General features: G+C 65.5%; 23 protein-coding genes. 16 read left to right on the top strand and 7 right to left on the bottom strand.

The features are described 5' to 3' along the window. Positions 1-142: 142 nt before the first annotated feature. A complete protein-coding gene (locus QU595_RS03565; RefSeq protein ID WP_315919208.1) occupies positions 143-661 on the bottom strand; it encodes a prepilin peptidase in 519 nt (172 codons plus the stop codon). 184 nt (positions 662-845) lie between these two features. On the opposite strand from QU595_RS03565, the gene QU595_RS03560 reads away from it, so the two are divergent. The 3 genes from QU595_RS03560 (at position 846) to QU595_RS03550 (ending at position 2,639) form a co-directional block, all read left to right on the top strand. After that, complete coding sequence (locus tag QU595_RS03560) at positions 846-1,268, top strand: pilus assembly protein N-terminal domain-containing protein (protein ID WP_315919207.1); 423 nt, start codon at positions 846-848, stop codon at positions 1,266-1,268. 120 nt (positions 1,269-1,388) lie between these two features. After that, complete coding sequence (locus QU595_RS03555; RefSeq protein ID WP_315919206.1) at positions 1,389-1,988, top strand: TadE/TadG family type IV pilus assembly protein; 600 nt, start codon at positions 1,389-1,391, stop codon at positions 1,986-1,988. Positions 1,989-2,039: 51 nt separating this feature from the next. Then, complete coding sequence (locus tag QU595_RS03550) at positions 2,040-2,639, top strand: TadE/TadG family type IV pilus assembly protein (RefSeq protein WP_315919204.1); 600 nt, start codon at positions 2,040-2,042, stop codon at positions 2,637-2,639. A 12-nt stretch (positions 2,640-2,651) separates the two neighbouring features. Here QU595_RS03550 and QU595_RS03545 read toward each other — a convergent pair whose 3' ends face one another. After that, entirely contained in the window at positions 2,652-3,611 is a 960-nt protein-coding gene (locus QU595_RS03545; protein ID WP_315919202.1) for a phosphate/phosphite/phosphonate ABC transporter substrate-binding protein, read from the bottom strand. A gap of 124 nt (positions 3,612-3,735) precedes the next feature. Here QU595_RS03545 and QU595_RS03540 point away from each other — a divergent pair, with 124 nt between their 5' ends. From QU595_RS03540 to QU595_RS03500, 9 genes are all read left to right on the top strand, one after another. Continuing rightward, entirely contained in the window at positions 3,736-4,974 is a 1,239-nt protein-coding gene (locus QU595_RS03540) for a phosphopentomutase (protein ID WP_315919201.1), read from the top strand. Continuing rightward, complete coding sequence (mutM, locus tag QU595_RS03535; protein ID WP_315919200.1) at positions 4,967-5,857, top strand: bifunctional DNA-formamidopyrimidine glycosylase/DNA-(apurinic or apyrimidinic site) lyase; 891 nt, start codon at positions 4,967-4,969, stop codon at positions 5,855-5,857. Before QU595_RS03540 ends, mutM begins: the two co-directional genes overlap by 8 nt. Positions 5,858-5,904: 47 nt before the next feature. Further along, positions 5,905-6,678: an enoyl-CoA hydratase gene (locus tag QU595_RS03530; RefSeq protein WP_315919199.1), complete on the top strand. Its 774-nt coding sequence runs from the start codon at positions 5,905-5,907 to the stop codon at positions 6,676-6,678. A 165-nt stretch (positions 6,679-6,843) separates the two neighbouring features. Next, complete coding sequence (gene rpsT, locus QU595_RS03525; protein ID WP_315919197.1) at positions 6,844-7,110, top strand: 30S ribosomal protein S20; 267 nt, start codon at positions 6,844-6,846, stop codon at positions 7,108-7,110. A gap of 789 nt (positions 7,111-7,899) precedes the next feature. Continuing rightward, positions 7,900-9,438 (top strand): chromosomal replication initiator protein DnaA, encoded by a 1,539-nt coding sequence (dnaA, locus tag QU595_RS03520; protein ID WP_315919196.1) that lies wholly within the window; start codon positions 7,900-7,902, stop codon positions 9,436-9,438. Positions 9,439-9,747: 309 nt separating this feature from the next. Further along, positions 9,748-10,866: a DNA polymerase III subunit beta gene (gene dnaN, locus QU595_RS03515; RefSeq protein WP_315919194.1), complete on the top strand. Its 1,119-nt coding sequence runs from the start codon at positions 9,748-9,750 to the stop codon at positions 10,864-10,866. Between the two features lie 73 nt (positions 10,867-10,939). Then, positions 10,940-12,106, top strand: a complete 1,167-nt coding sequence (gene recF, locus QU595_RS03510) for a DNA replication/repair protein RecF (protein ID WP_315919192.1) — start codon at positions 10,940-10,942, stop codon at positions 12,104-12,106. Positions 12,107-12,137: 31 nt separating this feature from the next. Further along, complete coding sequence (locus QU595_RS03505) at positions 12,138-12,893, top strand: molybdopterin-synthase adenylyltransferase MoeB (protein ID WP_315919190.1); 756 nt, start codon at positions 12,138-12,140, stop codon at positions 12,891-12,893. A 168-nt stretch (positions 12,894-13,061) separates the two neighbouring features. Next, a complete protein-coding gene (locus QU595_RS03500; protein ID WP_315919189.1) occupies positions 13,062-13,610 on the top strand; it encodes a GNAT family N-acetyltransferase in 549 nt (182 codons plus the stop codon). On the opposite strand, the gene QU595_RS03495 is transcribed toward QU595_RS03500, so the two are convergent. After that, complete coding sequence (locus QU595_RS03495; protein WP_315919187.1) at positions 13,600-14,601, bottom strand: D-glycerate dehydrogenase; 1,002 nt, start codon at positions 14,599-14,601, stop codon at positions 13,600-13,602. The two genes, QU595_RS03500 and QU595_RS03495, sit on opposite strands and share 11 nt — an antisense overlap. Positions 14,602-14,782: 181 nt before the next feature. Between QU595_RS03495 and QU595_RS03490 the strand changes: the two genes are divergently transcribed. Continuing rightward, positions 14,783-15,331, top strand: coding sequence for an SH3 domain-containing protein (locus QU595_RS03490; protein ID WP_315919186.1), 549 nt, complete (start codon positions 14,783-14,785; stop codon positions 15,329-15,331). 22 nt (positions 15,332-15,353) lie between these two features. Here the strand turns inward: QU595_RS03490 and QU595_RS03485 are convergent, their stop codons facing one another. Together QU595_RS03485 and irrA are read right to left on the bottom strand one after the other, a co-directional pair. Next, positions 15,354-15,719, bottom strand: coding sequence for a DUF4260 domain-containing protein (locus QU595_RS03485; protein WP_315919185.1), 366 nt, complete (start codon positions 15,717-15,719; stop codon positions 15,354-15,356). A gap of 13 nt (positions 15,720-15,732) precedes the next feature. Beyond that, positions 15,733-16,131 carry an iron response transcriptional regulator IrrA gene (gene irrA / locus QU595_RS03480; protein WP_410000470.1) on the bottom strand — a complete coding sequence of 133 codons (399 nt, stop codon included), beginning with the start codon at positions 16,129-16,131 and terminating at the stop codon, positions 15,733-15,735. 281 nt (positions 16,132-16,412) lie between these two features. Here irrA and fabA point away from each other — a divergent pair, with 281 nt between their 5' ends. The 3 genes from fabA to fabI are packed head-to-tail and all read left to right on the top strand — an operon-like array spanning position 16,413 to position 19,005. Further along, the gene (gene fabA / locus QU595_RS03475) at positions 16,413-16,928 is read left to right on the top strand and encodes a 3-hydroxyacyl-[acyl-carrier-protein] dehydratase FabA (RefSeq protein WP_315919183.1); all 516 of its coding nucleotides are present in this window, start codon (positions 16,413-16,415) and stop codon (positions 16,926-16,928) included. Positions 16,929-16,960: 32 nt separating this feature from the next. Then, positions 16,961-18,181, top strand: a complete 1,221-nt coding sequence (gene fabB / locus QU595_RS03470) for a beta-ketoacyl-ACP synthase I (RefSeq protein ID WP_315919182.1) — start codon at positions 16,961-16,963, stop codon at positions 18,179-18,181. Positions 18,182-18,192: 11 nt separating this feature from the next. Continuing rightward, on the top strand, positions 18,193-19,005 hold the full coding sequence (gene fabI / locus QU595_RS03465; protein ID WP_315919181.1) for an enoyl-ACP reductase FabI: 813 nt from the start codon (positions 18,193-18,195) through the stop codon (positions 19,003-19,005). A gap of 178 nt (positions 19,006-19,183) precedes the next feature. On the opposite strand, the gene QU595_RS03460 is transcribed toward fabI, so the two are convergent. After that, positions 19,184-20,197: a class I SAM-dependent methyltransferase gene (locus tag QU595_RS03460; RefSeq protein WP_315919179.1), complete on the bottom strand. Its 1,014-nt coding sequence runs from the start codon at positions 20,195-20,197 to the stop codon at positions 19,184-19,186. Positions 20,198-20,350: 153 nt separating this feature from the next. Beyond that, positions 20,351-22,498, bottom strand: a complete 2,148-nt coding sequence (gene pnp / locus QU595_RS03455) for a polyribonucleotide nucleotidyltransferase (protein WP_315919177.1) — start codon at positions 22,496-22,498, stop codon at positions 20,351-20,353. Between the last annotated feature and the right edge of the window lie 38 nt (positions 22,499-22,536).

Here is a 22,536-nt window from a genome sequence, read left to right as displayed (position 1 = left end):
GCAATGCTTACGATCGTCGTTAATTAAAGGTTTATGCAAATTCGAAACGGCAAGCGACGTTAACTTCGGGGTTTCCCGTCGTCTTCTTCAAAACAGGAAAGGCGGCCCGAGGCCGCCCCGCCCGCAATCCGATCCGGACATTTCAGGAAGCCAGGCGCGCGAGCGCCCAAAGCATCAGCGGCGAATCCGGATAGGTGACGAGGCCGCCGAGCCCGAGCGCGATACCGTATGGAATGCCGGTCTTTTCGTCGGCGAAATGGCGCAGGAAGACGCTGTGGCTGGTGAAGGCGGCAATCGCGGATTTGCGATAGATGAGGACACCGACGGTCAGCAAACCGCCGAGCAGCGTGGCGGCCACCAGATATTGGGCGAGGCACATGTTGAACCCCATCCAGACGGACGTGGCTGCAAGCAGTTTGGCGTCGCCGCCGCCCATGCCGCCCATGGCGAACAGGCCGAAGGTGACCGTCAGCACCAGAAGCCCGGCCGCGAGATGCAGTCCGAAGGCGGCCCAATCCATTCCCGTCAGCGGGGCCACCACCGCGAATGTCCCGACAAGCAGCAGCGAAACGCGGTTCGCGATCGTCATCGAAAGCATGTCGGAGATCGCGGCGAACAGCATGCAGAACGGAAAGACGACGAAGATCAGCGCTACAAGCATGGGTCACGCACAAAGGTTGCCATCGGCCATGACCTTGAAACTAGCCTGACCGCGTTAAGGAACGATGAGCCGGGAACATACAATGCGCGCGGTCTGTCAAGGCGGCTGTTCTTCCACTTAACCGTTGGTTCACCATTCCTGTTCATATTCGGCTCGATATTCCTGCGTTCCCCCGGAGCTTCAGATGGCCCTGTCGAGACCGTCCCTGATCGCAGCCGCTGTCGCCGGCGCCGCGACCCTTGCGCTGTCGTCGCAGGCCACGGCCGGCATTGAGGTGACGATGAACCAGGCCAGGATCGTCAAGCTGACGCGCCCCGCCGACACGGTCGTGGTCGGCAATCCGGCCATCGCCGACGCCTCGGTGCAGGACGCATCGACCATCGTGCTGACCGGCAAGGGCTTCGGCGTCACCAATCTGGTGGTGCTCGACCGGGAAGGCAGCCCGATCGTCGACGAACAGGTCACCGTGGTGCGCCAGAGCGCGACCACCGTGCGCATCTACCGCCGCTCGCAGGTGCAGACGCTGTCCTGCACGCCTTATTGCGAGGGCGCCTTCAAGTCGGATGCCGAGAAGGTCTCCGAAACCGAGATGAACGCCGCCCAGTAGCGGCCGCTCGCCACCGTTAATGCCCGGTAAAGGGCACCGCCCCGATTTTAAAGGCCATCAAAACGGGACCTCAACAGGTTTGAACTAGCGTCTGCACGAAACCCAAGGCGGGCAGCGCAGATGCACAAGTCGACCCCCGAAGATCGAGGCCGGAAGCCGCGCAAGCGGCTGTTTTCCCGTTTCCTGCGCGACCGCAGCGGCGCCACCGCGATCGAGTTTGCCGCCCTTGCCATCCCCTTTTCCCTGCTTGTCTTCGCCATCCTCGAAAGCTGCATCGCCTTCGCGGGGCAGGAGGTGATGGCCAACGCCACCGACGAGGTCGCCCGCCAGATCCGCACTGGTCAGCTCAGGGCGGATGCCGTGAAGGCCGGAACGCCGAGCATGGTCCAGCAACTCATCTGCCAGCGCCTGGAGATCATCGTGGCCAAGGGATGCCCCGGCCTGCTGGTGGACCTGCGCAATTTCACCGACTTCTCCGACGCGGCGAATGCCAAGTTCGCCATCGTCAACGGCGACATCGTGCTGATGAACAACGGCGTGAAAGACCCAAGGGGATTCGTCGTGGATCCCGGCGGGTCGGAGTCCAGGAACATGCTGCGTGTCTTCTACAAATGGCCTGTCATGACCGACCTCCTGGCCAAGTCGATGGCCAATCTGAACGGCAACGCGACGCTGCATTTCACCTCGATCACCTGGCAGAACGAAGCATACGACAACTAGGATCAGTCGAGGCGACAGGAAGTAATGCGATTTCGTGCGGGGGCGCATCACATGTTTGCAGGCATCAGGCGGGCGCTGGCGGCGTTCCGGAGCGACCGCAGGGGCGTCGCGGCGATCGAATTCGCCTTCATCGCCCCCATCCTTATGGCCATGTATTTCCTGAGCATGGAAATCACGCAGGCCATCGAAGCCAACAAGAAGGTCAGCCGCATCGGTTCGATGGTCGCGGACCTGGTGGCGCAACAAAAGGGTTCGGTGTCGGCTACCGATCTCAACAAGATGATGCAGATCGCGCAGACGACGCTGGCGCCATATAACCGTTCCGCGCCCACCGTCACCATCACGGGCATCCAGGTGACGACGGATCCCACGCCCAAGGTGCTGGTTTCCTGGTCGCGCAAGATGGTCAACGGGGCGTTCAGCGCCGGGGCAGCCGTGAACAGCCCCGCGACCGTGCCGGCCGCCCTGCGGATCGCCGGCACCTTCATCATCCGCGTCGACAGCCAACTGGCCTACAAGCCGGTCATAACCTGGGCGGCCGGCGACAAGGGCTCGCTCGGCCTCACGGCCGCCTTCGACAACATCGATATGAGCGAAACCTATTTTCTGCGCCCGAGGATTTCATCGCAGCTGCCCTGCACCGGATGCTGACAAGGCGGGAGGCTACTGCCGCTCCGCCTCGTCGGGAATTCGCACCAGCAGGTCTTCCGCCAGCCGATAGTCCTGCGCGGAGACCGCCGCGAAGCCGCCGGCGTGGCGCCCTTCCAACAGGTCGTAGATTTCCGGTGACTGCGCTTTCAGATTGACCAGAAAAACGGAAAGCCGGCGCCGCGTCTCCGGATCGAGGCTCTTCAGCACCGCATGCGGACCGTAGCGCAGCAGCCGCGAGCGCCAGACCACCTTGAGATCCGCTGCGGCAATCCCCGCCGCCTCCAGCCTCGCCACCGTGCCGCCCGGCAGGTCGGGCCCGTCTTCCCGCGCCGCCGGCTGCCAGCCGAAAATGGCGTCGGCCTGACCGTCCGCCAGCATCGCTTCCGCCGCCGAGGCGCTGGAGGCGCGCAGCAGATCGGCCGCGTTCGGCGACAACCCGCCGGGCGTTCCCCCGGAAGCTATCCCGGCGAGTTCGGCCAACGGCAACAGCGAACCGGTCACGCTGTCCGCCGGCCCGAGGGCGACCTTGCGCGAAGCGATATCGGACGGTCCGGCCAGCCGGCCCTGCCGCGCGATCAGCACCGACCGGACGCCGACGGCACCGTCTCCATCGGTCGGCGCGACCAGCGGCTCGACGCAGCCACAGCGGTGGCGCGCGGCCGCATAGGCGAGCGCCGAATAGACCGCATACTGGATGCGACCCGCTAACTGGGCCTCGACGAGCGCTCCATAGTCACGCGCGACGAAGAACTCGACCTTCATGCCGAGCGCCCTGGAATAGGCGTCCGTCAGCCGGCCGAGCCCGGCAACGGTGTTGCCCGCGCCCGGTTCCGCCAGGATGCCGACGCGGAACGTGCCGATGTCTTCGCGCCAGTCGGCGCGCGCCGAAAACGGCCATGCGGCGGCCGCCAGCAGCGCCAGTGCGATCCCCGTCTTGAGACGGCGGCGCAGAAACCGCGATCGATCCGACATTTCCCCTGCCCTTCGCGAACCCAGCCGGTTGCAACATGGCATCGCGGCGTTGCCGTTTGGTTTCCGAATTGCCAAGGCCCGCGGCCATGCCTATTTCTGGGTTTCCATCCACCAAGGGCCGCTCATGGCGCGTGCATTCGTCTTCGTTCTGGATTCCTTCGGCATCGGCGGCGCGGCCGACGCGGAACGCTACGGCGATGCCGGCGCCGATACGTTCGGCCACATCGCACGGGCCTGCGCCGCCGGCCGGGGCGACCGCGAAGGCCTGCGCTCCGGACCGCTCCGCCTGCCCAACATGGTCTCGCTGGGGCTTGCCGAGGCCGCGCGCATCGCCACCGGCTTTTCCTTCGACGGCACCGCATCGTTGCGGCCCTTCTCCTTCCACGGCGCGGCGCAGGAAACCTCCAGCGGCAAGGACACGCCGTCCGGGCACTGGGAGATCGCCGGCCTGCCGGTGCGCTTCGACTGGGGCTATTTTCCCGATACGGTCCCCGCTTTCCCGGCCGACCTGACCGAAGCCATGATCCGCGAAGGCCATGTGCCCGGCATATTGGCCAATCGCCACGCATCGGGCACGCAGGTGATCGAGGACTATGGCGAGGAGCATATCCGCACCGGCAAGCCGATCTGCTACACCTCGGTCGATTCCGTGCTGCAGATCGCCGCGCACGAAAGCCATTTCGGCCTCGAAAGGCTCTATCAGTTCTGCAAGGTCGTGCGCCGGCTGGTCGACCCGCTCAAGATCGGCCGCGTCATCGCGCGCCCTTTCCTGGGCGAGAAGGCAGGCGAATTCCAGCGCACGCCGAACCGCAAGGATTTTTCGGTGCCGCCGCCCGAGCCCACGCTGCTCGACCGGCTGACGGGGGAAGGCCGCCGCGTCATCGCCATCGGCAAGATCGGAGACATCTTCGCCCATAGCGGCATCTCCGAGGTGCGCAAGGCGCCCGGCAACATGGCCATGCTCGACAAGGCGCTCGGCGCGCTGGACGATGCCGGCGACGGCGATTTCGTCTTCGCCAACTTCGTCGATTTCGACTCCGAATACGGCCACCGGCGTGACGTGGCCGGCTATGCGGCGGCGCTGGAGGCTTTCGACCGGCGCATTCCGGACGTGCTGGCGCGGCTGAAGCAGGGCGACCTCTTCATCCTCACCGCCGACCACGGCAACGACCCGACCTGGCGCGGCACCGACCATACGCGCGAGCGCATCCCGATATTCGGGCTGGCACCCGGACTGGCGGGCGGCACGGTCGGGCTGCGGCCGACCTTCTGCGATATCGGCGAGACGGTGGCGGACCACCTCGGCATCGCGCCCGGCCGCCACGGCACTTCATTTCTTGCCGAGCTGAAAAGCCATGCCTGAACTGCCCGAGGTGGAAACCGTACGGCGCGGCCTGCAGCCGGTTCTGGAGGGCGCGCGCATCGAGCGCGTGGAAGCGCGCCGGCCCGATCTGCGCTTCCCCCTGCCCGAGCGGTTCGGCGAACGGCTTGCCGGGCGTACCGTCACCGCGCTCGGCCGGCGCGCAAAATACCTGACGATGCATGTCGAAGACGGCCCGGTGCTGATCTGCCATCTGGGCATGTCCGGCTCGTTCCGCATCGAAACGGCGGGCAGCGCCGACATGCCGGGCGAATTCCGCCATGAGCGCTCGTGGAACCCGGCGCACGACCATATCGTCTTCCACCTCGTGCAGCCGTCGGGCGCGGCCGCCCGCATCGTCTTCAACGATCCGCGCCGCTTCGGCTTCATGCTCTTCGCCGAAGGCGTGCCCGACGAGCATCCGATGCTGTCCGGCCTCGGCGTGGAACCGACCGGCAACGCGCTCGACGGGGCGCTGCTTTCCGCGCTGCTCAAGGGCAGGAAGACGCCGCTCAAGGCCGCCCTGCTCGACCAGCGCCTGATCGCCGGTCTCGGCAACATCTATGTGTCGGAAGCCCTGTGGCGGGCGCATCTGTCGCCGCTGCGTGCGGCCGGAACGATCGCCGGCACCGGCCGCACGGCGCGCGCGCGATCCGACGCCCTGGCAGGCGCGATCCGCTCGGTCATCGCGGATGCGATCGCCGCCGGCGGCTCTTCGCTGCGCGACCACAACCAGGTAGACGGCACGCTCGGCTATTTCCAGCATTCCTTCGCCGTCTACGACAGGGAGGGCGCGCCCTGCCCCACTCCCGGATGCACAGGCCATGTCGAGCGCGTCGTGCAGAGCGGCCGCTCCAGCTTCTATTGCCGCGTCTGCCAGGAGTAGGATAGACCGGCACCATCCAGAAGCCATCGGCGCGAGGAGACGCAATCATGACCTACGAGACCATCATCGCCGAGACCCGCGGCAAGGTGGGGCTGATCACGCTGAACCGCCCGAAGGCGCTGAACGCGCTGAACTCGCAGGTGCTGTCCGAACTGCTGGAGGCGGTGAAGGGTTTCGAGGCCGACCCCAATATTGGCGCCGTGGTCCTGACCGGCTCCGAAAAGGCGTTCGCGGCGGGCGCCGACATCAAGGAAATGCAGTCCAAATCCTATGTCGACGCCTATCTCGGCGATTTCTTCACTGGCTGGGAGGATTTCACCCGCATGCGCAAGCCGATCGTCGCCGCCGTGGCGGGCTATGCGCTGGGTGGCGGCTGCGAGCTCGCCATGATGTGCGACTTCATCATCGCCGCCGACAGCGCGAAATTCGGACAGCCGGAAATCACGCTGGGCGTCATGCCGGGCATGGGCGGCTCGCAGCGGCTGACGCGTTTCGTCGGCAAGTCCAAGGCGATGGACATGGTGCTGACGGGCCGGTTGATGGACGCGGCCGAGGCCGAACGCGCCGGGCTGGTTTCCCGCGTGGTGCCGGCCGACGCCCTGCTGGACGAAGCGCTCAAGGCGGCCGAAAAGATCGCCTCCTTCTCGCTGCCGGCCGTGATGATGGCCAAGGAAGCCGTCGACCGCGCCTTCGAGACGACCCTGGCCGAAGGCCTGCGATTCGAGCGGCGGCTGTTCCATTCCATGTTCGCGCTCGAGGACCAGAAGGAAGGCATGGCCGCCTTCGTGGAGAAGCGGAAGCCGGAATTCCGCAATCGCTAGGCCTTGCCTGCCGATGCGCCAAAAAGCCCAAGGCCGACATTGACGCGCCGGAAAAGCTGAACTATAAGCCGCACCAACCGAGGCGGCCCCAGGCAGCCTCGCATGTTTTTTGCGCCCTGCGGCATGCCGCGTGCGCCCACCATTTGAGATCGGAAGAGAGGCACCATGGCCAATACCTCGTCGGCCAAGAAGGCAGCGCGCAAGATCGCCCGCCGCGCGGCAATCAACAAGAACCGCCGTTCGCGCGTGCGCACCTATGTGCGCCAGGTCGAAGAGGCGCTGGCAGCCGGCGACAAGGCCGCCGCGGAAGCCGCGCTCAAGGCCGCGCAGCCGGAATTGATGCGCGCCGCCACCAAGGGCGTGCTGCACCGCAACACGGCATCCCGCAAGGTGTCGCGACTGGCTCACCGCCTCAAGACCCTGTCTGCCTAAGCAGTCGAAATCGTTAAGATCACGGTTGGCCCGGCGCTTGCGCCGGGCTTTTCGTTTTGGCCCAGGAACCCGGCTACGGACCGCTGCAAAAGTGACGCAGCGGCAGCTTTTCGGCTCCCGGAATCCTTTGCCGGCATATTCACTTTTGCTGAAATGACGGGCGCCTCGGCCGATGCGCGCACTCTTTGGTGCGTGTCACATATTCTCTTTAAATATCAAAAAGTTACAGAAGGTCGTTCACAGCTTGTCCACAGCGGCTTACGGGGATGGGGGACAAGTCGGTGTCAAGCGAAATATTAAAAAAAAAATCGCGCCAGCTACCATTTTTCACATTCCAAGGAAAAAGGTTTGAATCACAAGCGCTTTACCGTTCGCCGTCCCGCAAGAGGCCCGAAAGAGGGGTATTTCGGTAACCAGATTCGTTAAAAATCGGTTAGAGGCGGCCTTGCCCTTTCCACAGCGATTTCGGTAGTGTCGGTTCATCGAAAGGGACGGGCCTACGGCCCTCGACCCAGCCCAAAGTGCAGAGTTCACAACGCGGGAGCAACCCCGCGAACGGGCAGGTCTGCCTTTTCGACGAGCAGGGGACTGGGGCAATAGTGCATGGCAGTTATCAGGGACCGACTTCCGTCGGTGGGCCTTGCTTTGCCATGAAGGGATTTCCTGCGTAACCGGGTTCGACCCGGAGGGGTGCCGAAAACCTCCACCAGCGGCGGTGGCGGTCGAGGCAAGGCAATGTCGCCGGGGCTGTGTGTGCGTCATCCGGCGAAGAAAGGACGAGGAACGACAATGCAAAGCGGCGTCGAGAGACAGTCGAACGATGATTTTTCCTTTGCCGGGGATTTGATCGAAGGAGGCGCGATGTCTGCTTCCGGCGACTCGGACCAGAGGTTCGAGCGCATCAAGGCCCAACTGCGGGCACGGCTCGGCAGCGAGGTCTATTCGAGCTGGTTCGGCCGCATGAAGCTTGCCGAAAGGTCCAAGGGCGTCGTGCGCATGTCGGTGCCCACCGCCTTCCTGCGCTCCTGGATCAACGGCCACTATCTCGATCTCATCACAGAGCTGTGGAAGCAGGAAGACCCCGACGCGCTGAAGGTCGAAGTCATCGTGCGGACCGCGACGCGTCACGCCAGCGGCCCGGAGATGGCCGCCGCTTCGGCCCGCAAGGTGACCCGGCAGGCGCAGACCGCGCTGTCTTCGGGCACGCTCAGCGCCGCCAAGCCCGAGCGCATGCCGGCGCCTCCCGGCGCCTCCCGCGAGGCCGAGTTCCGGCAGAACGTGCTCGGCTCGCCGCTCGACCCGCGCTACACCTTCGCCTCCTTCATCGAGGGCCCGTCGAACCGCGTCGCCTTCGCCGCCGCCCGCGCCGTGGCCGAGCAGGGCTCCAGCGCCGTTCGCTTCAACCCGCTGTTCCTGCACGCCACGGTCGGCCTCGGCAAGACGCACCTGCTGCAGGCCATCGCGGCGGAATCGCTCGCCCAGAACCCGAAGGCGCGCGTGGTCTACCTGACCGCAGAATATTTCATGTGGCGTTTCGCCACCGCCATCCGCGACAACAACGCGCTGACGTTGAAGGAGCAGCTGCGCGACATCGACCTGCTCATCATCGACGACATGCAGTTCCTGCAGGGCAAGTCGATCCAGCACGAGTTCTGCCACCTGATCAACATGCTGCTCGACAGCGCCAAGCAGGTCGTCGTGGCCGCGGACCGTCCGCCGTCCGAACTCGAATCGCTGGAGCCGCGCGTGCGCTCGCGCCTGAACGGCGGCGTGGCGCTGGAAATGTCGGCGCCGGATTTCGCCATGCGGCTCAGCATGATGAAGCTCAGGCTCGCCACCGCCAAGGCCGAGGACGCCAATATCGACATACCGGAAGAAATCCTCGCCCATGTGGCGCGCACCGTCACCGGCTCCGGCCGCGAACTCGAAGGCGCGTTCAACCAGTTGCTGTTTCGCCAGTCGTTCGAGCCACAACTCAACATCGACCGCATCGACGAGATCCTCGGCCACATCTACCGCTCGGGCGAGCCGAAGCGGGTGCGCATCGAGGACATCCAGCGCATCGTGGCGCGCCATTACAACGTGTCGAAGACCGAGCTTCTGTCCAACCGGCGCACCCGCACGATCGTCAAGCCGCGCCAGGTGGCGATGTATCTGTCCAAGGTGATGACGCCGCGCTCGCTGCCCGAGATCGGCCGCCGCTTCGGCGGGCGCGACCACACCACGGTGCTCCATGCCGTGCGCAAGATCGAGGACCTTTCCGGTTCCGACAACACGCTGGCGCAGGAGCTGGAACTGCTCAGAAGGCTGATCAACGACCAGGCCTGATCGGCGCGACGGGGAAGACGGAAGCCGCAGCGCGGAGGTTTTCCCCAGCTTGCCCGCGCCACAGGTCGCAAGCGGCCGCGCGGGCTTGCGTTTCAAGGCTTTTTACTGTCAGTTTGACCAGATTCTGTGTCCCTTGGCGCAGGTTCCAGAAAAACGGCCGCCGGTTTTCAGGAACATGCTCCATGAAGTTGTTTAGCCGCATTTGTGCGACGCAAAGTGTTTCCACCTTGCCGCAAAATGCTCTAGGACGTTTGGCGGGCCGCCGGCCAACGGAGACCCGCCTCTCCATTCAAGTGAGCCTGTTTGGTCATGCGTGTCATCCTGGAACGGTCGAACCTCCTCAAGTCCCTTAACCATGTTCACCGCGTGGTCGAGCGGCGCAACACCATCCCGATCCTGTCCAACGTGCTGCTCGCGGCCGACGGCGCCAGCCTGGAAATGAAGGCGACCGACCTCGACCTCGAGATCACCGAGGCCACGCCGGCCAAGGTCGAGCAGGGCGGCGCCACCACCGTGCCGGCGCATCTGCTGTACGACATCGTGCGCAAGCTGCCGGACGGCGCGGAAGTGATGCTGCGCACCGACGAGGACGGCACGGCGATGACGGTCGTTTCCGGCCGGTCGAGCTTCCGCCTGCAATGCCTGCCGCAATCGGACTTCCCCGAGCTTTCGGCCGGATCCTTCTCGCACATTTTCCGGCTGGAGTCGGCCGCACTCAAGGGGCTGGTCGAGAAGACGCAGTTCGCCATCTCCACCGAAGAAACGCGCTATTATCTCAACGGCATCTTCCTGCACACGATGGAAACCGGCGGCAAGCTCAAGCTGCGCTCGGTCGCCACGGACGGCCACCGGCTGGCCCGCGCCGAAATCGACGCGCCGGCCGGGTCGGAAGGCATGCCGGGCATCATCATCCCGCGCAAGACCGTGTCCGAATTGCAGAAGCTGGTGGACGACCCGGATGTGGCGGTGACGATGGAGCTGTCGGACACCAAGATCCGCCTCACCATCGGCTCGGTGGTGCTGACCTCCAAGCTGATCGACGGCACCTTCCCGGACTATCAGCGCGTCATCCCGACCGGCAACGACAAGCGCCTGGTCATCGACCGCCAGAGCTTCGCCGCGGCGGTGGACCGCGTCTCCACCATCTCCTCCGAGCGCGGACGGGCGGTGAAGCTGTCCATCGCCGACGGGCAACTGACGCTCGCCGTCAACAATCCCGATTCCGGCAGCGCCACCGAGGAACTCGTGGCCGACTATTCGTCCGACCCGATCGAGATCGGCTTCAACGCCCGCTACCTGCTCGACGTCGCCGGCCAGCTCAGCGGCAGCGATGCCGAGTTCATGCTGGCCGACGCCGGCTCGCCGACGCTCATCCACGACACCGGCGACGCGAACACGCTCTATGTGCTGATGCCGATGCGGGTGTAGGTTCAGCCGTCCCTCCCATGCAGAACACCCCTTCTGGCCTGCCGGCCAGAAGGGGTGTGTGGCACCATGCAACATGACGACGCCCTCAGATATTGATGCTGGTAGCGACCGCCAGACGCACATAACCAAGCTCACGCTGACCAATTTCCGCAACTATGCCGCGCTGTCGGTCGATCTCGAACCCGGCCCCGTGGTGCTGACCGGCGACAATGGCGCGGGCAAGACCAATCTGCTCGAGGCGGTTTCCCTGTTCACGCCCGGGCGCGGGCTGCGCCGCGCGCCCTACGCCGATGTCGCGAGCGAGGGCGGGGACGGCGGCTTCGCCCTGCATGCGCGGCTCGACGGCCCGGCCGGCCAGGTCGATATCGGCACCGGCGTTTCCGGAGGCGAGCCCGGCGAGAGCGGCCGGCGCGTGCGCATCAACGGCGCACCGGCGCGTTCGGCCGAAGACATGCTGGAATGGCTGCGCGTGATGTGGCTGACGCCCGCCATGGACGCGCTGTTCACCGGACCGGCCGGCGACCGCCGCCGCTTCCTCGACCGCCTGGTGCTGACCATCGACGCAGGCCACGCCCAACGGGCGCTCGACTACGAGAAGGCCATGCGCGGCCGCAACCGGCTGCTCGCCGACGGCTCCCGCGACGACGCCTGGTTCGAAGCCATCGAGACCCAGATGGCCGAGACCGGCACGGCGATCGCGGCCGCGCGCGCCGAGCTCGTGCGCCTGCTCGCGGCCATGATCGAGCGGCTGCCGGCCGGCAGCCCGTTTCCGCAGGCCGATATCGGCCTTGCCGGCGACATGGAGGCCGAAATCGCGACGATGGCGGCGGTGGATGTCGAGGAAAAGTTCCGGCGGGCGCTCGCCGCCGGGCGCGAGCGCGACCGCGCCGCCGGGCGGGCGCTGGAAGGACCGCACCGCTCCGATCTCGTCGTGAGACACCGACCCAAGGCGATGCCGGCGGAACTGTGCTCGACCGGCGAGCAGAAGGCGCTGTTGGTCGGCATCATCCTGTCGCACGCGCGGCTGACCGGCGAGATGTCCGGCATGGCGCCGATCCTGCTCCTGGACGAGATCGCCGCCCATCTGGACGGCGGCCGCCGCGCCGCGCTGTTCTCGATCCTGGAAGAGCTGAACTGCCAGGCCTTCATGACCGGAACCGACGCGGCGCTGTTCTCGAGCCTCGCCGGACGCGCGCAATTCCTGTCGGTGGACCACGGCATGGTCACCCGCACCGCCTGACAAGGCCGAAACACCGCGATATGGTCCGACCATGACAACGCCTCCCCTGAGCGACGAAGAACTCGAACGCTACGCACGCCACATCGTGCTGCCGGAGATCGGCGGCGCCGGACAGCAGAAGCTGAAGCGGGCGCGGGTGCTGGTGATCGGCGCCGGCGGGCTCGGCGCGCCGGTTCTCGCCTATCTCGCGGCCGCGGGCGTCGGCACGCTCGGCATCGTCGACGACGACACCGTCTCGCTCTCAAATTTGCAGCGGCAGGTCATCCACGGCACAAACGATATCGACAGGCCGAAAGGCGAGAGCGCGGCCGCCGCCATTTCGCGCATCAACCCGCATGTGGCGGTCGAGCTGCATGTCTTGCGGCTGACTGCCGAAAACGCCCCTGCCCTCGTCGCCGGCTACGATCTCGTCATCGACGGTTCCGACAACTTCGCCACCCGCTATGCGGTGGCGGATGCCTGCGCGCGCGAAGGAAAGCCGCTGGTGCATGCCGCAGTCGGGCGTTTCGACGGCTCGGTGACGGTGCTGAAGCCATACGAGATCGGCAAGGACGGACGGCAGAACCCGTCCTATCGCGACCTCTTCCCGCAGGAGCCGCCCGAAGGGCTGGTGCCGTCCTGCGCGGCGGCCGGCATCGTCGGCGCGCTCGTGGGCGTGATCGGCACCATACAGGCGATGGAGGCGATCAAGCTGATCGCCGGCATCGGCGAACCGCTGGTCGGCCGGCTGCTGCTCTATGATGCGCTTTCCGCCAGTTTCGAGACGATCCGCTACAAGAGGCGGTGATCTCCACGCGGTGCAATCCACGTAACCTCCATGCCGTGCGGACGGCGAACCGGGTCCGCTAGATTGAATTGCCTATCCGATCTCGCATGTCTCGGGCGGCCGCGCCGCTCGTGGGCTCTCGTTACCTGTGCTAGGTTCAGAAACACCCTCGATCGCAGGAGCGGGGAAATGATTTCGGTCTCGCCTGCTGGAAGTATCGAAGACTTCGAAATCCTCGCAGATCTTTGCCGCAAACTGGGAGCATGGGACGCCGAAGCCGTGCGGCCCCATGGCGTGTCGGCCGAAGAGCTGGCGGCCATCTTTCATCCTGCCAGGAACGCCCAGGAGATAGCGGCCAAGTTCTGTGCGGCCGACGCCGCGATGTTGCTGGCGCGTGTGGATGGGCATCCCGCCGGCTGCGTGGCGTTCGAGCCGTTCGACGATGAGGCGATCGAGGTGGAAAAGTTCTTCGTCGATGCGCCGTTTCGCGGCAAGGGCGTAGGCCGCGCGCTCATGGAGGCCGCCATGGCCGAGATTGCCAAGGGCCGCCGCCGGAAAGTGCTCATCCACACGACGTTCTACATGGAGAGCGCCGTCGCCGTTTACACGGCTTTCGGTTTCAAGCCCTGCCCGCCCTTCCGCGAAACCCCGATACAGGTCAGGCACACCGACGTCTTCATGTCCCGCACGCTGCCTGCCTGGCCGAAAGCAGGGCAGAGCGGCGCGATTACGTCCTGAGCGGCAGCACCCGGTCCGGCGGGCGGTGCCCGTCGATGAAGGTGCGGATGTTGATGATGACCTTCTCGCCCATGTCGATGCGGCCCTCCAGCGTGGCCGAACCCATATGCGGCAGCAGAACCACCTTGCCCTTGGCCGCGAGCTTCAGGAGCCTCGCGTTCAGGGCCGGCTCGTTCTCATAGACGTCCAGGCCCGCGCCGGCGATCTTGTCTTCCTGCAGCAGCTTGATCAGGGCGTCCTCGTCGATGATGTCGCCGCGCGCGGTGTTGACGATGTAGGCGGTCGGCTGCATCAGCATCAGGCGGCGGCCGGAGAGCAGATGGAAGGTCGCCGGCGTCGAGGGACAGTTGACCGAGATGATGTCCATGCGCGCCAGCATCTGGTCGAGGCTTTCCCAATAGGTCGCCTCCAGTTCGTCCTCCACCGCCGGCAGAACGCGGTGGCGATTGTGATAATGGATCGAAAGGCCGAAGGCCTTGGCGCGGCGCGCGACCGCGGTGCCGATGCGGCCCATGCCGACGATGCCGAGGCGCTTGCCCCAGATGCGGCGGCCGAGCATCCAGGTGGGCGACCAGCCGGTCCATTTCCCGTCGCCGGTCAGCACATTGGCGCCGTCCACCAGACGGCGCGGCACCGCCAGGATCAGCGCCATGGTCATGTCGGCGGTGTCCTCGGTCAGCACGTTCGGCGTGTTGGTGACGGTTATGCCCTTGCGCGCAGCGGCAGCCACGTCGATCCGGTCGACGCCGTTGCCGAAATTGGCGATCAGCTTGAGATTCTCGCCGGCCTGCTCGATCAGCGCCGCGTCGATGGTGTCGGTGATGGTCGGCACCAGCACGTCGGCTTCCTTCACCGCAGCCACCAGCTCGGGCTGCGTCATGGGCTTGTCCTCGACGTTCAGCCTCGCATCGAACAGTTCGCGCATGCGTGTCTCGACCGGGTCGGGCAGCTTGCGCGTGATGACTACGAGAGGCTTTTTCCTGCCGGCCATGCTTTCCTCGTCCAAGGGGTCCCAAGGGGTTCCCGAGAGATCGTTGAGACCTCTTTAACCAAGACCGGCGAAACTGGAAACCAGTCGCGGCCCTTGTGATTCATGTACCAAGCGGTGCCGCCGAAGACAAAGAAAAAGGGGCGCCGGGCCAAACGGGACGGGCGCCGGACAAGGAACGAAAGTGACTGGTTTCGCGTCGCTTCGACTGGTTTTCAGTGCGGCACTTCTCGCGGGCGCGGCGCTGAGCCCGCAAACATCGGTGGCACAGGGCGCGGCGGCCGTGACGCTTGGGCCCAGCGGCCTGCCGCTGCCGAGATTCGTCAGCCTGAAATCAGCCCGCACCAATTCGCGCGTCGGGCCCGGCGCCAATTATTCCGTGGACTGGATGTACACCAAGGCGGGCCTGCCGATGGAGATCATCCAGGAATACGACACCTGGCGGCGGGTGCGCGATGCGGACGGCTCCGAAGGCTGGATCAGCCAGTCGCTGCTCTCGGGCAAGCGCACCGCCATCATCGCTCCGTGGCAACGCGGCAAGGGCGGCACCGTCAACATGCTGTCCTCGCCCGAGAAAGATGCCGGCGTCGTCGCCATGATCGAGCCCGGCGTCATCGGCACGATCAAATCCTGCAACGGCCAGTGGTGCCAGATGACGGCGGGCGGCCATAGCGGCTGGGTCGCGCAGTCGCAGCTATGGGGCGCCTATCCCGGGGAAAAGGTCAAGGACTGAGGTCCGAATACGGGCAATCAGCCTATCGGTCCCGGCCGATGCGGCCGAGATGGGTATCGCGGAAGCCGCTGGTCAGCTTGAGCCCATAGCCAAGCGCCCGGTCCACGGCGATATGGACGGTCCAGATCATCGCCACCGCCGTGGCGACGGCTTCGCCGGTCCAGATTCCGAAAACGGCCAGCAGCAGCGGAAAAACCAGCACGTGGAAGGCGTTGTAGCTCAATGCCCCGACGCGCGGCCCGGCCAGATAGCCGAGCATGGACAGGTCCGGCGCGAGGATGAGCACGAGGAAAAGCCACCACGAAACACCGGTGAACGCATAAAGGACGACCGCTGCGACGGCGACCGCCGCCCATTCGAGGCGGACGGTGGCGTCCATCGGTCTCATTTTGCGATTGCCGTCAGGGGCAGGACTTCGGACGCAGCCTCACCACGATATCGACATTGGCGATTTCCATGCCTTCCGGCGGTTCCGGCAGGTTGGCCACCGTGACCGGGCCGCCGTCGATATCGAAGATGCGGTTCTCGCCCTCGATGTAGAAATGGTGGTGGTCGGACGTGTTGGTGTCGAAATAGGTGCGCGCGCCCTCCACGGCGAGGATGCGGAGCAAGCCGGCCTCGGTGAACTGGTGAAGGGCATTGTAGACCGTGGCAAGCGAGACAGGCACGCCGGCGGCCAGCGCCTCCTCGTGCAGTTCCTCAGCCGACAGGTGACGGTCGCCCTTGGCGAACAGGAGTTCGGCCAACGCGATGCGCTGCCTTGTCGGTCGCAGCCCGGCCTCACGAACCCGTTTGTCCACAGCAATACCGTCCTTCCGGCAGTTCTATCCAATCGTCGCCATCGCCACGCGTCAGGCCGCGCCTGGAGATCCGGAAGAGCGAAAACGGGGCGCAAACCGGAGCCCGGCACTCAGGAGATATATTCTGTCGGGTAAATACGATCAATAGCGCGCATTGACCCGGCGAAAAGGGCGGGTTACAGCCTCCGCTTAATCTCCCGGCCGGTTTTTCTCCCGAAGCCGGCTGTGGTAATGGAATTGCTAGAGGGCGCCTGCCGCCCGGCGACAGACGGGGTATGTTGATGGCGGGTTCGAAATCCAGCTATGGCTACGAGGAACTCCTCGCCTGCGCCCGCGGCGAGCTGTTCGGCCCCGGAAACGCGCAGTTGCCGGCCCCGCCGATGCTGATGTTCGACCGCATCACCGAGATCAGCGAGACGGGCGGCGCCTTCGACAAGGGCTTCATCCGCGCCGAGTTCGACATCAAGCCGGACCTGTGGTTCTTCCCCTGCCATTTCATCGGCAATCCGATCATGCCCGGCTGCCTGGGCCTCGACGCGCTGTGGCAACTCACCGGCTTCTTCCTCGGCTGGCTGGGCGAGGAAGGCAAGGGCATGGCGCTTTCGACCGGCGAAGTGAAGTTCAAGGGCATGGTGACGCCTTCGGTCAAGAAGGTCGAATATGGCGTGGACTTCAAGCGCGTGATGCGCGGCCGCCTCGTGCTCGGCATCGCCGACGGCTGGCTCAAGGCCGATGGCGAGCCCATATATGCCGCGACCGACCTGAAGGTCGGCCTGTCGAAGCAGCCGGCGGCCTGAACGATCCCCGGCCTTTCAACGAGGAGCAGAGCATGAGACGAGTCGTCGTGACGGGCCTCGGCATCGTGTCGTCCATCGGCAACAACGCGGAAGAGGTGAGCGCCTCGCTGCGCGACGCCAAATCCGGCATCAGCTTCTCCGAATCCTTTGCCGAGCACGGCTTCAAGTGCCAGGTCTGGGGCGCACCCACCCTCGATCCCACCGAACTGGTGGACCGTCGGGCCATGCGTTTCCTGTCCAAGGGCGGCGCCTGGAACCATGTCGCGATGGAGCAGGCCATTGCCGATTCCGGGCTGACCGAAGCCGATATCAGCAACGAGCGCACCGGCATCGTCATGGGCTCGGGCGGCCCGTCCACCCGCACCATCGTCGAGGCTGCCGAAACCACGCTGAAGAACGGCTCGCCCAAGCGCATCGGGCCGTTCGCGGTGCCGAAGGCGATGTCCTCCACCGCCTCCGCCACGCTGGCCACCTGGTTCAAGATCCACGGCGTCAACTATTCGATCTCATCGGCCTGCTCGACCTCCGCGCATTGCATCGGCAACGCGGCCGAGCTGATCCAGTGGGGCAAGCAGGACGTGATGTTCGCCGGCGGCCACGAAGATCTCGACTGGACCATGTCCGATCTGTTCGACGCCATGGGCGCGATGTCGTCCAAGCACAACGACACGCCCGCGACCGCCTCGCGCGCCTATGACCTGACCCGCGACGGTTTCGTCATCGCCGGCGGTGCCGGCGTGCTGGTGCTGGAGGAACTGGAGCACGCCAAGGCGCGCGGCGCCAAGATCTATGCCGAGGTCGTCGGCTATGGCGCCACCTCCGACGGCTACGACATGGTCGCTCCCTCCGGCGAGGGCGCGGTGCGCTGCATGAAGCAGGCGCTGGCCACGGTTTCCGGACCGGTCGATTACATCAACACGCACGGCACCTCCACGCCGGTCGGCGATTCCCGGGAAATGCAGGCGATCCGCGAGGTGTTCGGCGACAAAATGCCTCACATCACCTCGACCAAGTCGTTGACGGGCCATTCGCTGGGCGCGGCGGGCGTGCAGGAATCGATCTATTCGATCCTGATGATGCAGGGCCGCTTCATCGGCGAAAGCGCCCATATCACCGAGCTCGACCCCGAGTTCGAGAACATGCCGGTCGTGCGCAAGCGCATCGACGACGCCAGGATCGACACGGTGCTGTCGAACTCCTTCGGCTTCGGCGGCACCAACGCAACGCTGGTCTTCCAGCGCTACACCGCATAAGGACCGCCGTCATGGAAGGACTGATGAAGGGCAAGCGCGGCCTCGTCATGGGGGTCGCCAACGACCACTCGATTGCCTGGGGCATCGCGCGCAAGCTGTCCGAACAGGGCGCTGAACTGGCCTTCACCTATCAGGGCGATGCGTTCGGCCGCCGCGTGAAGCCGCTGGCCGACCAGATCGGCGCCGGCCTGCTGCTTCCCTGCGACGTCGAGGATAGCGCGTCCATCGCCGCCACCTTCGAGGCCCTGGAAAAGAGCTGGGGCGGCCTGGATTTCATCGTCCACGCCATCGGCTTCTCCGACCGGAACGAACTGAAGGGCCTCTACGCCGACACCAGCCGCGAGAACTTCATCCGCACCATGGTGATCTCCTGCTATTCCTTCACCGAGGTCGCGCGCCATGCCGCCGCGCTGATGCAGGACGGCGGCGCGATGCTCACGCTCACCTATGCCGGCTCGGTCCGGGTGATGCCGAACTACAATGTCATGGGCGTGGCCAAGGCCGGGCTGGAGGCCAGCGTGCGCTACCTCGCCAACGACTACGGTCCGCGCGGCATCCGCGTCAACGGCATCTCGGCCGGGCCGGTGCGCACGCTTGCGGGCGCGGGCATCTCCGACGCGCGCCACATGTTCTCCTACCAGCAGCGCAATTCGCCGCTGCGGCGCAACATCACCATCGACGAGATCGGCGGTTCGGCGCTGTACCTGCTGTCGGACCTGTCGTCCGGCGTCACCGGGGAAATCCACTATGTGGATTCCGGCTACCATGTCGTTTCCATGCCGACGCTGCAGGAACTCAAACGCATGGACAGCGACAAGGATTAACCGTCCGGCATCGATACGGATGCGGCACAGGCGCTCGGCGTCAATAGGCAGCCGGCTTTGCGGTCGCGCAAGCCTCCTGTTTAGGGCAAAAACACCGGTCCGCATCCATGAGGCGGGCGCTCGCCCAGTTCTACATGCGGGAAGAGCACATCGCCTATCTGCATCGGGCGCGGAAAAGTCAGCGGCGTGCGGCGAGCACCTTGAACCCGTTGTCCCGCACAACCTCATGATATTGCGCGAAAGCCGCGGCAAGGACCTGCTCGTAGGGCAGTTGCCGGTTGGCCACCAGGAACAGCCGCCCTCCGGGCTTCAGCGCCTTCGCCGCCGCGCGGATCATGGCCGCGCCCAGTTCCGGTTCCGCAGCGCGGCCCTGATGGAAAGGCGGGTTCATGACGACGGCGTCGTAGCGCCGCCCGACGTCCTCGCGCGCGAGGTCGACCCAAAAGAACTCCTTCTGCGGGCCGGTGCCTGCAAGATTGAGCTTTGCCGCATCGAGCGCCTCGAAATCGGCTTCGTAGAGATCGAGCGAAGAGACGGCGGGAGACCGCTCCGCGACCTCGGCGGCCAAAAAACCCCAGCCGGCGCAGAAATCGGCGACATGGCCGCGCAGGTCGCCGGGAAGGTGTCCGGCCAGAAGCCGTGAGCCGGCATCCACCCGGTCGAAGGAAAACATGCCGGGCCGCGTGCGGAAGCGCCCGTCCACCAGCATGTCGGGATTGGCGCTTTCCAGCGCGTCCGCCGCCTCCGCGCCGTCCGGGTTGGCGAACCAGAAGGCGACGCCGTGATATTTGGGGCTGTGTCCGCCGAGCGGCACCAGCAGGCCCAGCCGCTTGCGCAGGGATGCGATGCCGTCGTCCTTGCCGCCGGCCACGACGATCAGGCCACCTGGCGCCACGCGGCGCATGGCTTCGGCAACGCGCAATTCGTTCCAGCCCCGATGGCGGCCTGCAAGCAGCAGCGCGACGTCGTAGCTTTCGCCTTCCGGCCGGGGCGTCACGGCATATCGTGCGGCCGTGAGCGCCCGATAGTCAGGCCTGAAGCCCTGTGCCAGATGCATTTCGCCCTCGAAGCCTTCCGGCAGCCGGAACCCCGGCTCGGCGCCGAGAAAGAGGACGCGCGCGCCCTTCCGCGGAAGTGGAAGAAGACCGGCCTCGAATGGATGAAACAGCGTCTTGAGAGAGTCGGCGGTCATGGGGGGCTGCCTTCCACCCTCCCCCTTGTGGCGAGGGTCGGCGCGCGATCAAAGAGAAGCGCAGATTGCAATACGGGGTGGGGGTCGCTTCATGCCACCCCACCCCGCTCATTTCGTTCGCAACCTCCTCACGAGAGGAGGGGCGAGTCGCTATCAGGCGGCGGTTTCCTCGCCTTCCTGCTTCTTCTCCTTGGCGATCTCCTTGCCGGTGGCCTGGTCGACCACCTTCATCGACAGGCGCACCTTGCCGCGCTCGTCGAAGCCCATGAGCTTGACCCAGACCTTGTCGCCTTCCTTGACCACGTCGGTGGTCTTGGCGACGCGCTCGTTGGAGAGCTGCGAGATGTGGACCAGACCGTCGCGCGGGCCGAAGAAGTTGACGAAGGCGCCGAAGTCCGCGGTCTTGACCACCGTGCCCTCGTAGATCTCGCCCACTTCCGGCTCGGCCACGATGGTGTGGATCCATTTCTTGGCCGCCTCGATCTCCTTGGCGTTGGACGAGGCGATCTTGACCGTGCCGTCGTCCTCGATATTGATCTTGGCGCCGGTCTTTTCCACGATCTCGCGGATGACCTTGCCGCCGGAACCGATCACGTCGCGGATCTTGTCGGTCGGGATGTGCATGACCTCGATGCGCGGGGCGAACTCGCCGAGTTCGGCGCGCGCGCCGGTGATGGCCTTGGCCATCTCGCCGAGGATGTGCAGGCGGCCGTCCTTGGCCTGGCCGAGAGCGACCTGCATGATCTCCTCGGTGATGCCGTCGATCTTGATGTCCATCTGCAGCGAGGTGATGCCGCCGGCGGTGCCGGCCACCTTGAAGTCCATGTCGCCGAGGTGATCCTCGTCACCGAGGATGTCGGAGAGCACCGCGAAGCGCTCGCCTTCCTTGATGAGGCCCATGGCGATGCCCGCGACCGGCTTGGCCAGCGGCACGCCGGCATCCATCAGCGCCAGCGAGGTGCCGCACACGGTCGCCATCGAGGACGAACCGTTGGACTCGGTGATCTCCGAGACCACGCGCAGCGTGTAGGGGAACTGGTCCGCCGAAGGCAGCATCGGGTGGATGGCGCGCCAGGCGAGCTTGCCGTGGCCGATCTCGCGGCGGCCGGGCGAACCCATGCGGCCGGTTTCGCCGACCGAATAGGGCGGGAAGTTGTAGTGCAGCAGGAAGGTTTCCTTGCGCGTGCCGGTCAGCTCGTCGATGAACTGCTCGTCCTCGCCGGTGCCCAGCGTGGCGACCACGATCGCCTGCGTCTCGCCACGGGTGAACAGCGCCGAGCCGTGGGTGCGCGGCAGCAGGCCGACTTCGGCCACGATCGGGCGCACGGTCTTGAGGTCACGGCCATCGATGCGCGAACCGGTGTCGAGGATGTTCCAGCGCACGATCTTGGCCTGGAGTTCCTTGAACACGGTGGCCACCTGCTCGGCAGTCCACTTCGGCGCTTCCTCGCCCTCAGGCAGCAGCGTCGCCTTGACCTTGGCCTTGGCGGCGTCGACGGCGGCGTAGCGGGCCTGCTTGTCGGTGATCTTGTAGGCGGCGCGCAGATCGCTCTCGGCGATCTTCAGCATCTCGCCCTCGAGTTCGTCGTAGCTCGGCGAGGTAAAGTCGCGCGGGTCCTTGGCGGCGACCTCAGCCAGCTTGACGATGGCCTCGATGACCGGCTGGAAGCCCTTGTGGCCGAACGTGACGGCGCCGAGCATCACTTCTTCGGACAACTCCTTCGCCTCGGACTCGACCATCATGACCGCGTCGGACGTGCCGGCGACGACGAGGTCGAGCTTGGATTCCGGCATCTCGTCGATGTGCGGGTTCAGCACATATTCGCCGTTGATGTAGCCGACGCGGGCGCCGCCGACCGGGCCCATGAACGGCACGCCGGAGAGCGTCAGCGCAGCGGAAGCCGCAACCATCGAGACGATATCGGGATTGTTTTCCAGATCGTGCTGGACGACGGTGATGATGACCTGGGTGTCGTTCTTGTAGCCGTCGGCGAAGAGCGGGCGGATCGGCCGGTCGATGAGGCGCGAGACCAGCGTCTCGTTCTCGGAGGGACGGCCCTCACGCTTGAAATAGCCGCCCGGGATCTTGCCGGCGGCATAGGTCTTTTCCTGGTAGTTGACGGTCAGCGGAAAGAAGTCCTGACCGGGCTTCGGCTCCTTCGCGGAAACGACGGTGGCCAGCACCACGGTTTCGCCATACGTGGCGAGCACGGCGCCGTCGGCCTGACGCGCGATCCTGCCGGTTTCCAGAACGAGCGGACGCCCGCCCCATTCGATTTCCACTTTGTGTTGGTTGAACATGTCCTGTCCTTCATATGCGGAAAGGGCCGCGCCACCGA

Source organism: Mesorhizobium sp. SP-1A, from assembly GCF_032460275.1.
Taxonomy (GTDB): Bacteria; Pseudomonadota; Alphaproteobacteria; order Rhizobiales; family Rhizobiaceae; genus Mesorhizobium.
Note: the sequence above shows the minus strand (reverse complement) of the source record. Positions and strands in the feature narration are given on the sequence as shown.

Excerpts from the sequence above, each read along its gene's own strand:
- QU595_RS03560 (WP_315919207.1), top strand. The coding sequence starts at position 846 with ATGGCCCTGTCGAGACCGTCCCTGATCGCAGCCGCTGTCGCCGGCGCC.
- mutM (WP_315919200.1), top strand. The coding sequence starts at position 4,967 with ATGCCTGAACTGCCCGAGGTGGAAACCGTACGGCGCGGCCTGCAGCCG.
- QU595_RS03545 (WP_315919202.1), bottom strand. The coding sequence starts at position 3,611 with ATGTCGGATCGATCGCGGTTTCTGCGCCGCCGTCTCAAGACGGGGATC.
- rpsT (WP_315919197.1), top strand. The coding sequence starts at position 6,844 with ATGGCCAATACCTCGTCGGCCAAGAAGGCAGCGCGCAAGATCGCCCGC.
- QU595_RS03460 (WP_315919179.1), bottom strand. The coding sequence starts at position 20,197 with ATGACCGCCGACTCTCTCAAGACGCTGTTTCATCCATTCGAGGCCGGT.
- fabB (WP_315919182.1), top strand. The coding sequence starts at position 16,961 with ATGAGACGAGTCGTCGTGACGGGCCTCGGCATCGTGTCGTCCATCGGC.
- QU595_RS03495 (WP_315919187.1), bottom strand. The coding sequence starts at position 14,601 with ATGGCCGGCAGGAAAAAGCCTCTCGTAGTCATCACGCGCAAGCTGCCC.
- pnp (WP_315919177.1), bottom strand. The coding sequence starts at position 22,498 with ATGTTCAACCAACACAAAGTGGAAATCGAATGGGGCGGGCGTCCGCTC.
- QU595_RS03500 (WP_315919189.1), top strand. The coding sequence starts at position 13,062 with ATGATTTCGGTCTCGCCTGCTGGAAGTATCGAAGACTTCGAAATCCTC.
- fabI (WP_315919181.1), top strand. The coding sequence starts at position 18,193 with ATGGAAGGACTGATGAAGGGCAAGCGCGGCCTCGTCATGGGGGTCGCC.
- QU595_RS03540 (WP_315919201.1), top strand. The coding sequence starts at position 3,736 with ATGGCGCGTGCATTCGTCTTCGTTCTGGATTCCTTCGGCATCGGCGGC.
- recF (WP_315919192.1), top strand. The coding sequence starts at position 10,940 with ATGACGACGCCCTCAGATATTGATGCTGGTAGCGACCGCCAGACGCAC.
- QU595_RS03565 (WP_315919208.1), bottom strand. The coding sequence starts at position 661 with ATGCTTGTAGCGCTGATCTTCGTCGTCTTTCCGTTCTGCATGCTGTTC.
- dnaN (WP_315919194.1), top strand. The coding sequence starts at position 9,748 with ATGCGTGTCATCCTGGAACGGTCGAACCTCCTCAAGTCCCTTAACCAT.
- QU595_RS03530 (WP_315919199.1), top strand. The coding sequence starts at position 5,905 with ATGACCTACGAGACCATCATCGCCGAGACCCGCGGCAAGGTGGGGCTG.
- QU595_RS03555 (WP_315919206.1), top strand. The coding sequence starts at position 1,389 with ATGCACAAGTCGACCCCCGAAGATCGAGGCCGGAAGCCGCGCAAGCGG.
- dnaA (WP_315919196.1), top strand. The coding sequence starts at position 7,900 with ATGCAAAGCGGCGTCGAGAGACAGTCGAACGATGATTTTTCCTTTGCC.
- QU595_RS03550 (WP_315919204.1), top strand. The coding sequence starts at position 2,040 with ATGTTTGCAGGCATCAGGCGGGCGCTGGCGGCGTTCCGGAGCGACCGC.
- fabA (WP_315919183.1), top strand. The coding sequence starts at position 16,413 with ATGGCGGGTTCGAAATCCAGCTATGGCTACGAGGAACTCCTCGCCTGC.
- QU595_RS03485 (WP_315919185.1), bottom strand. The coding sequence starts at position 15,719 with ATGAGACCGATGGACGCCACCGTCCGCCTCGAATGGGCGGCGGTCGCC.
- QU595_RS03505 (WP_315919190.1), top strand. The coding sequence starts at position 12,138 with ATGACAACGCCTCCCCTGAGCGACGAAGAACTCGAACGCTACGCACGC.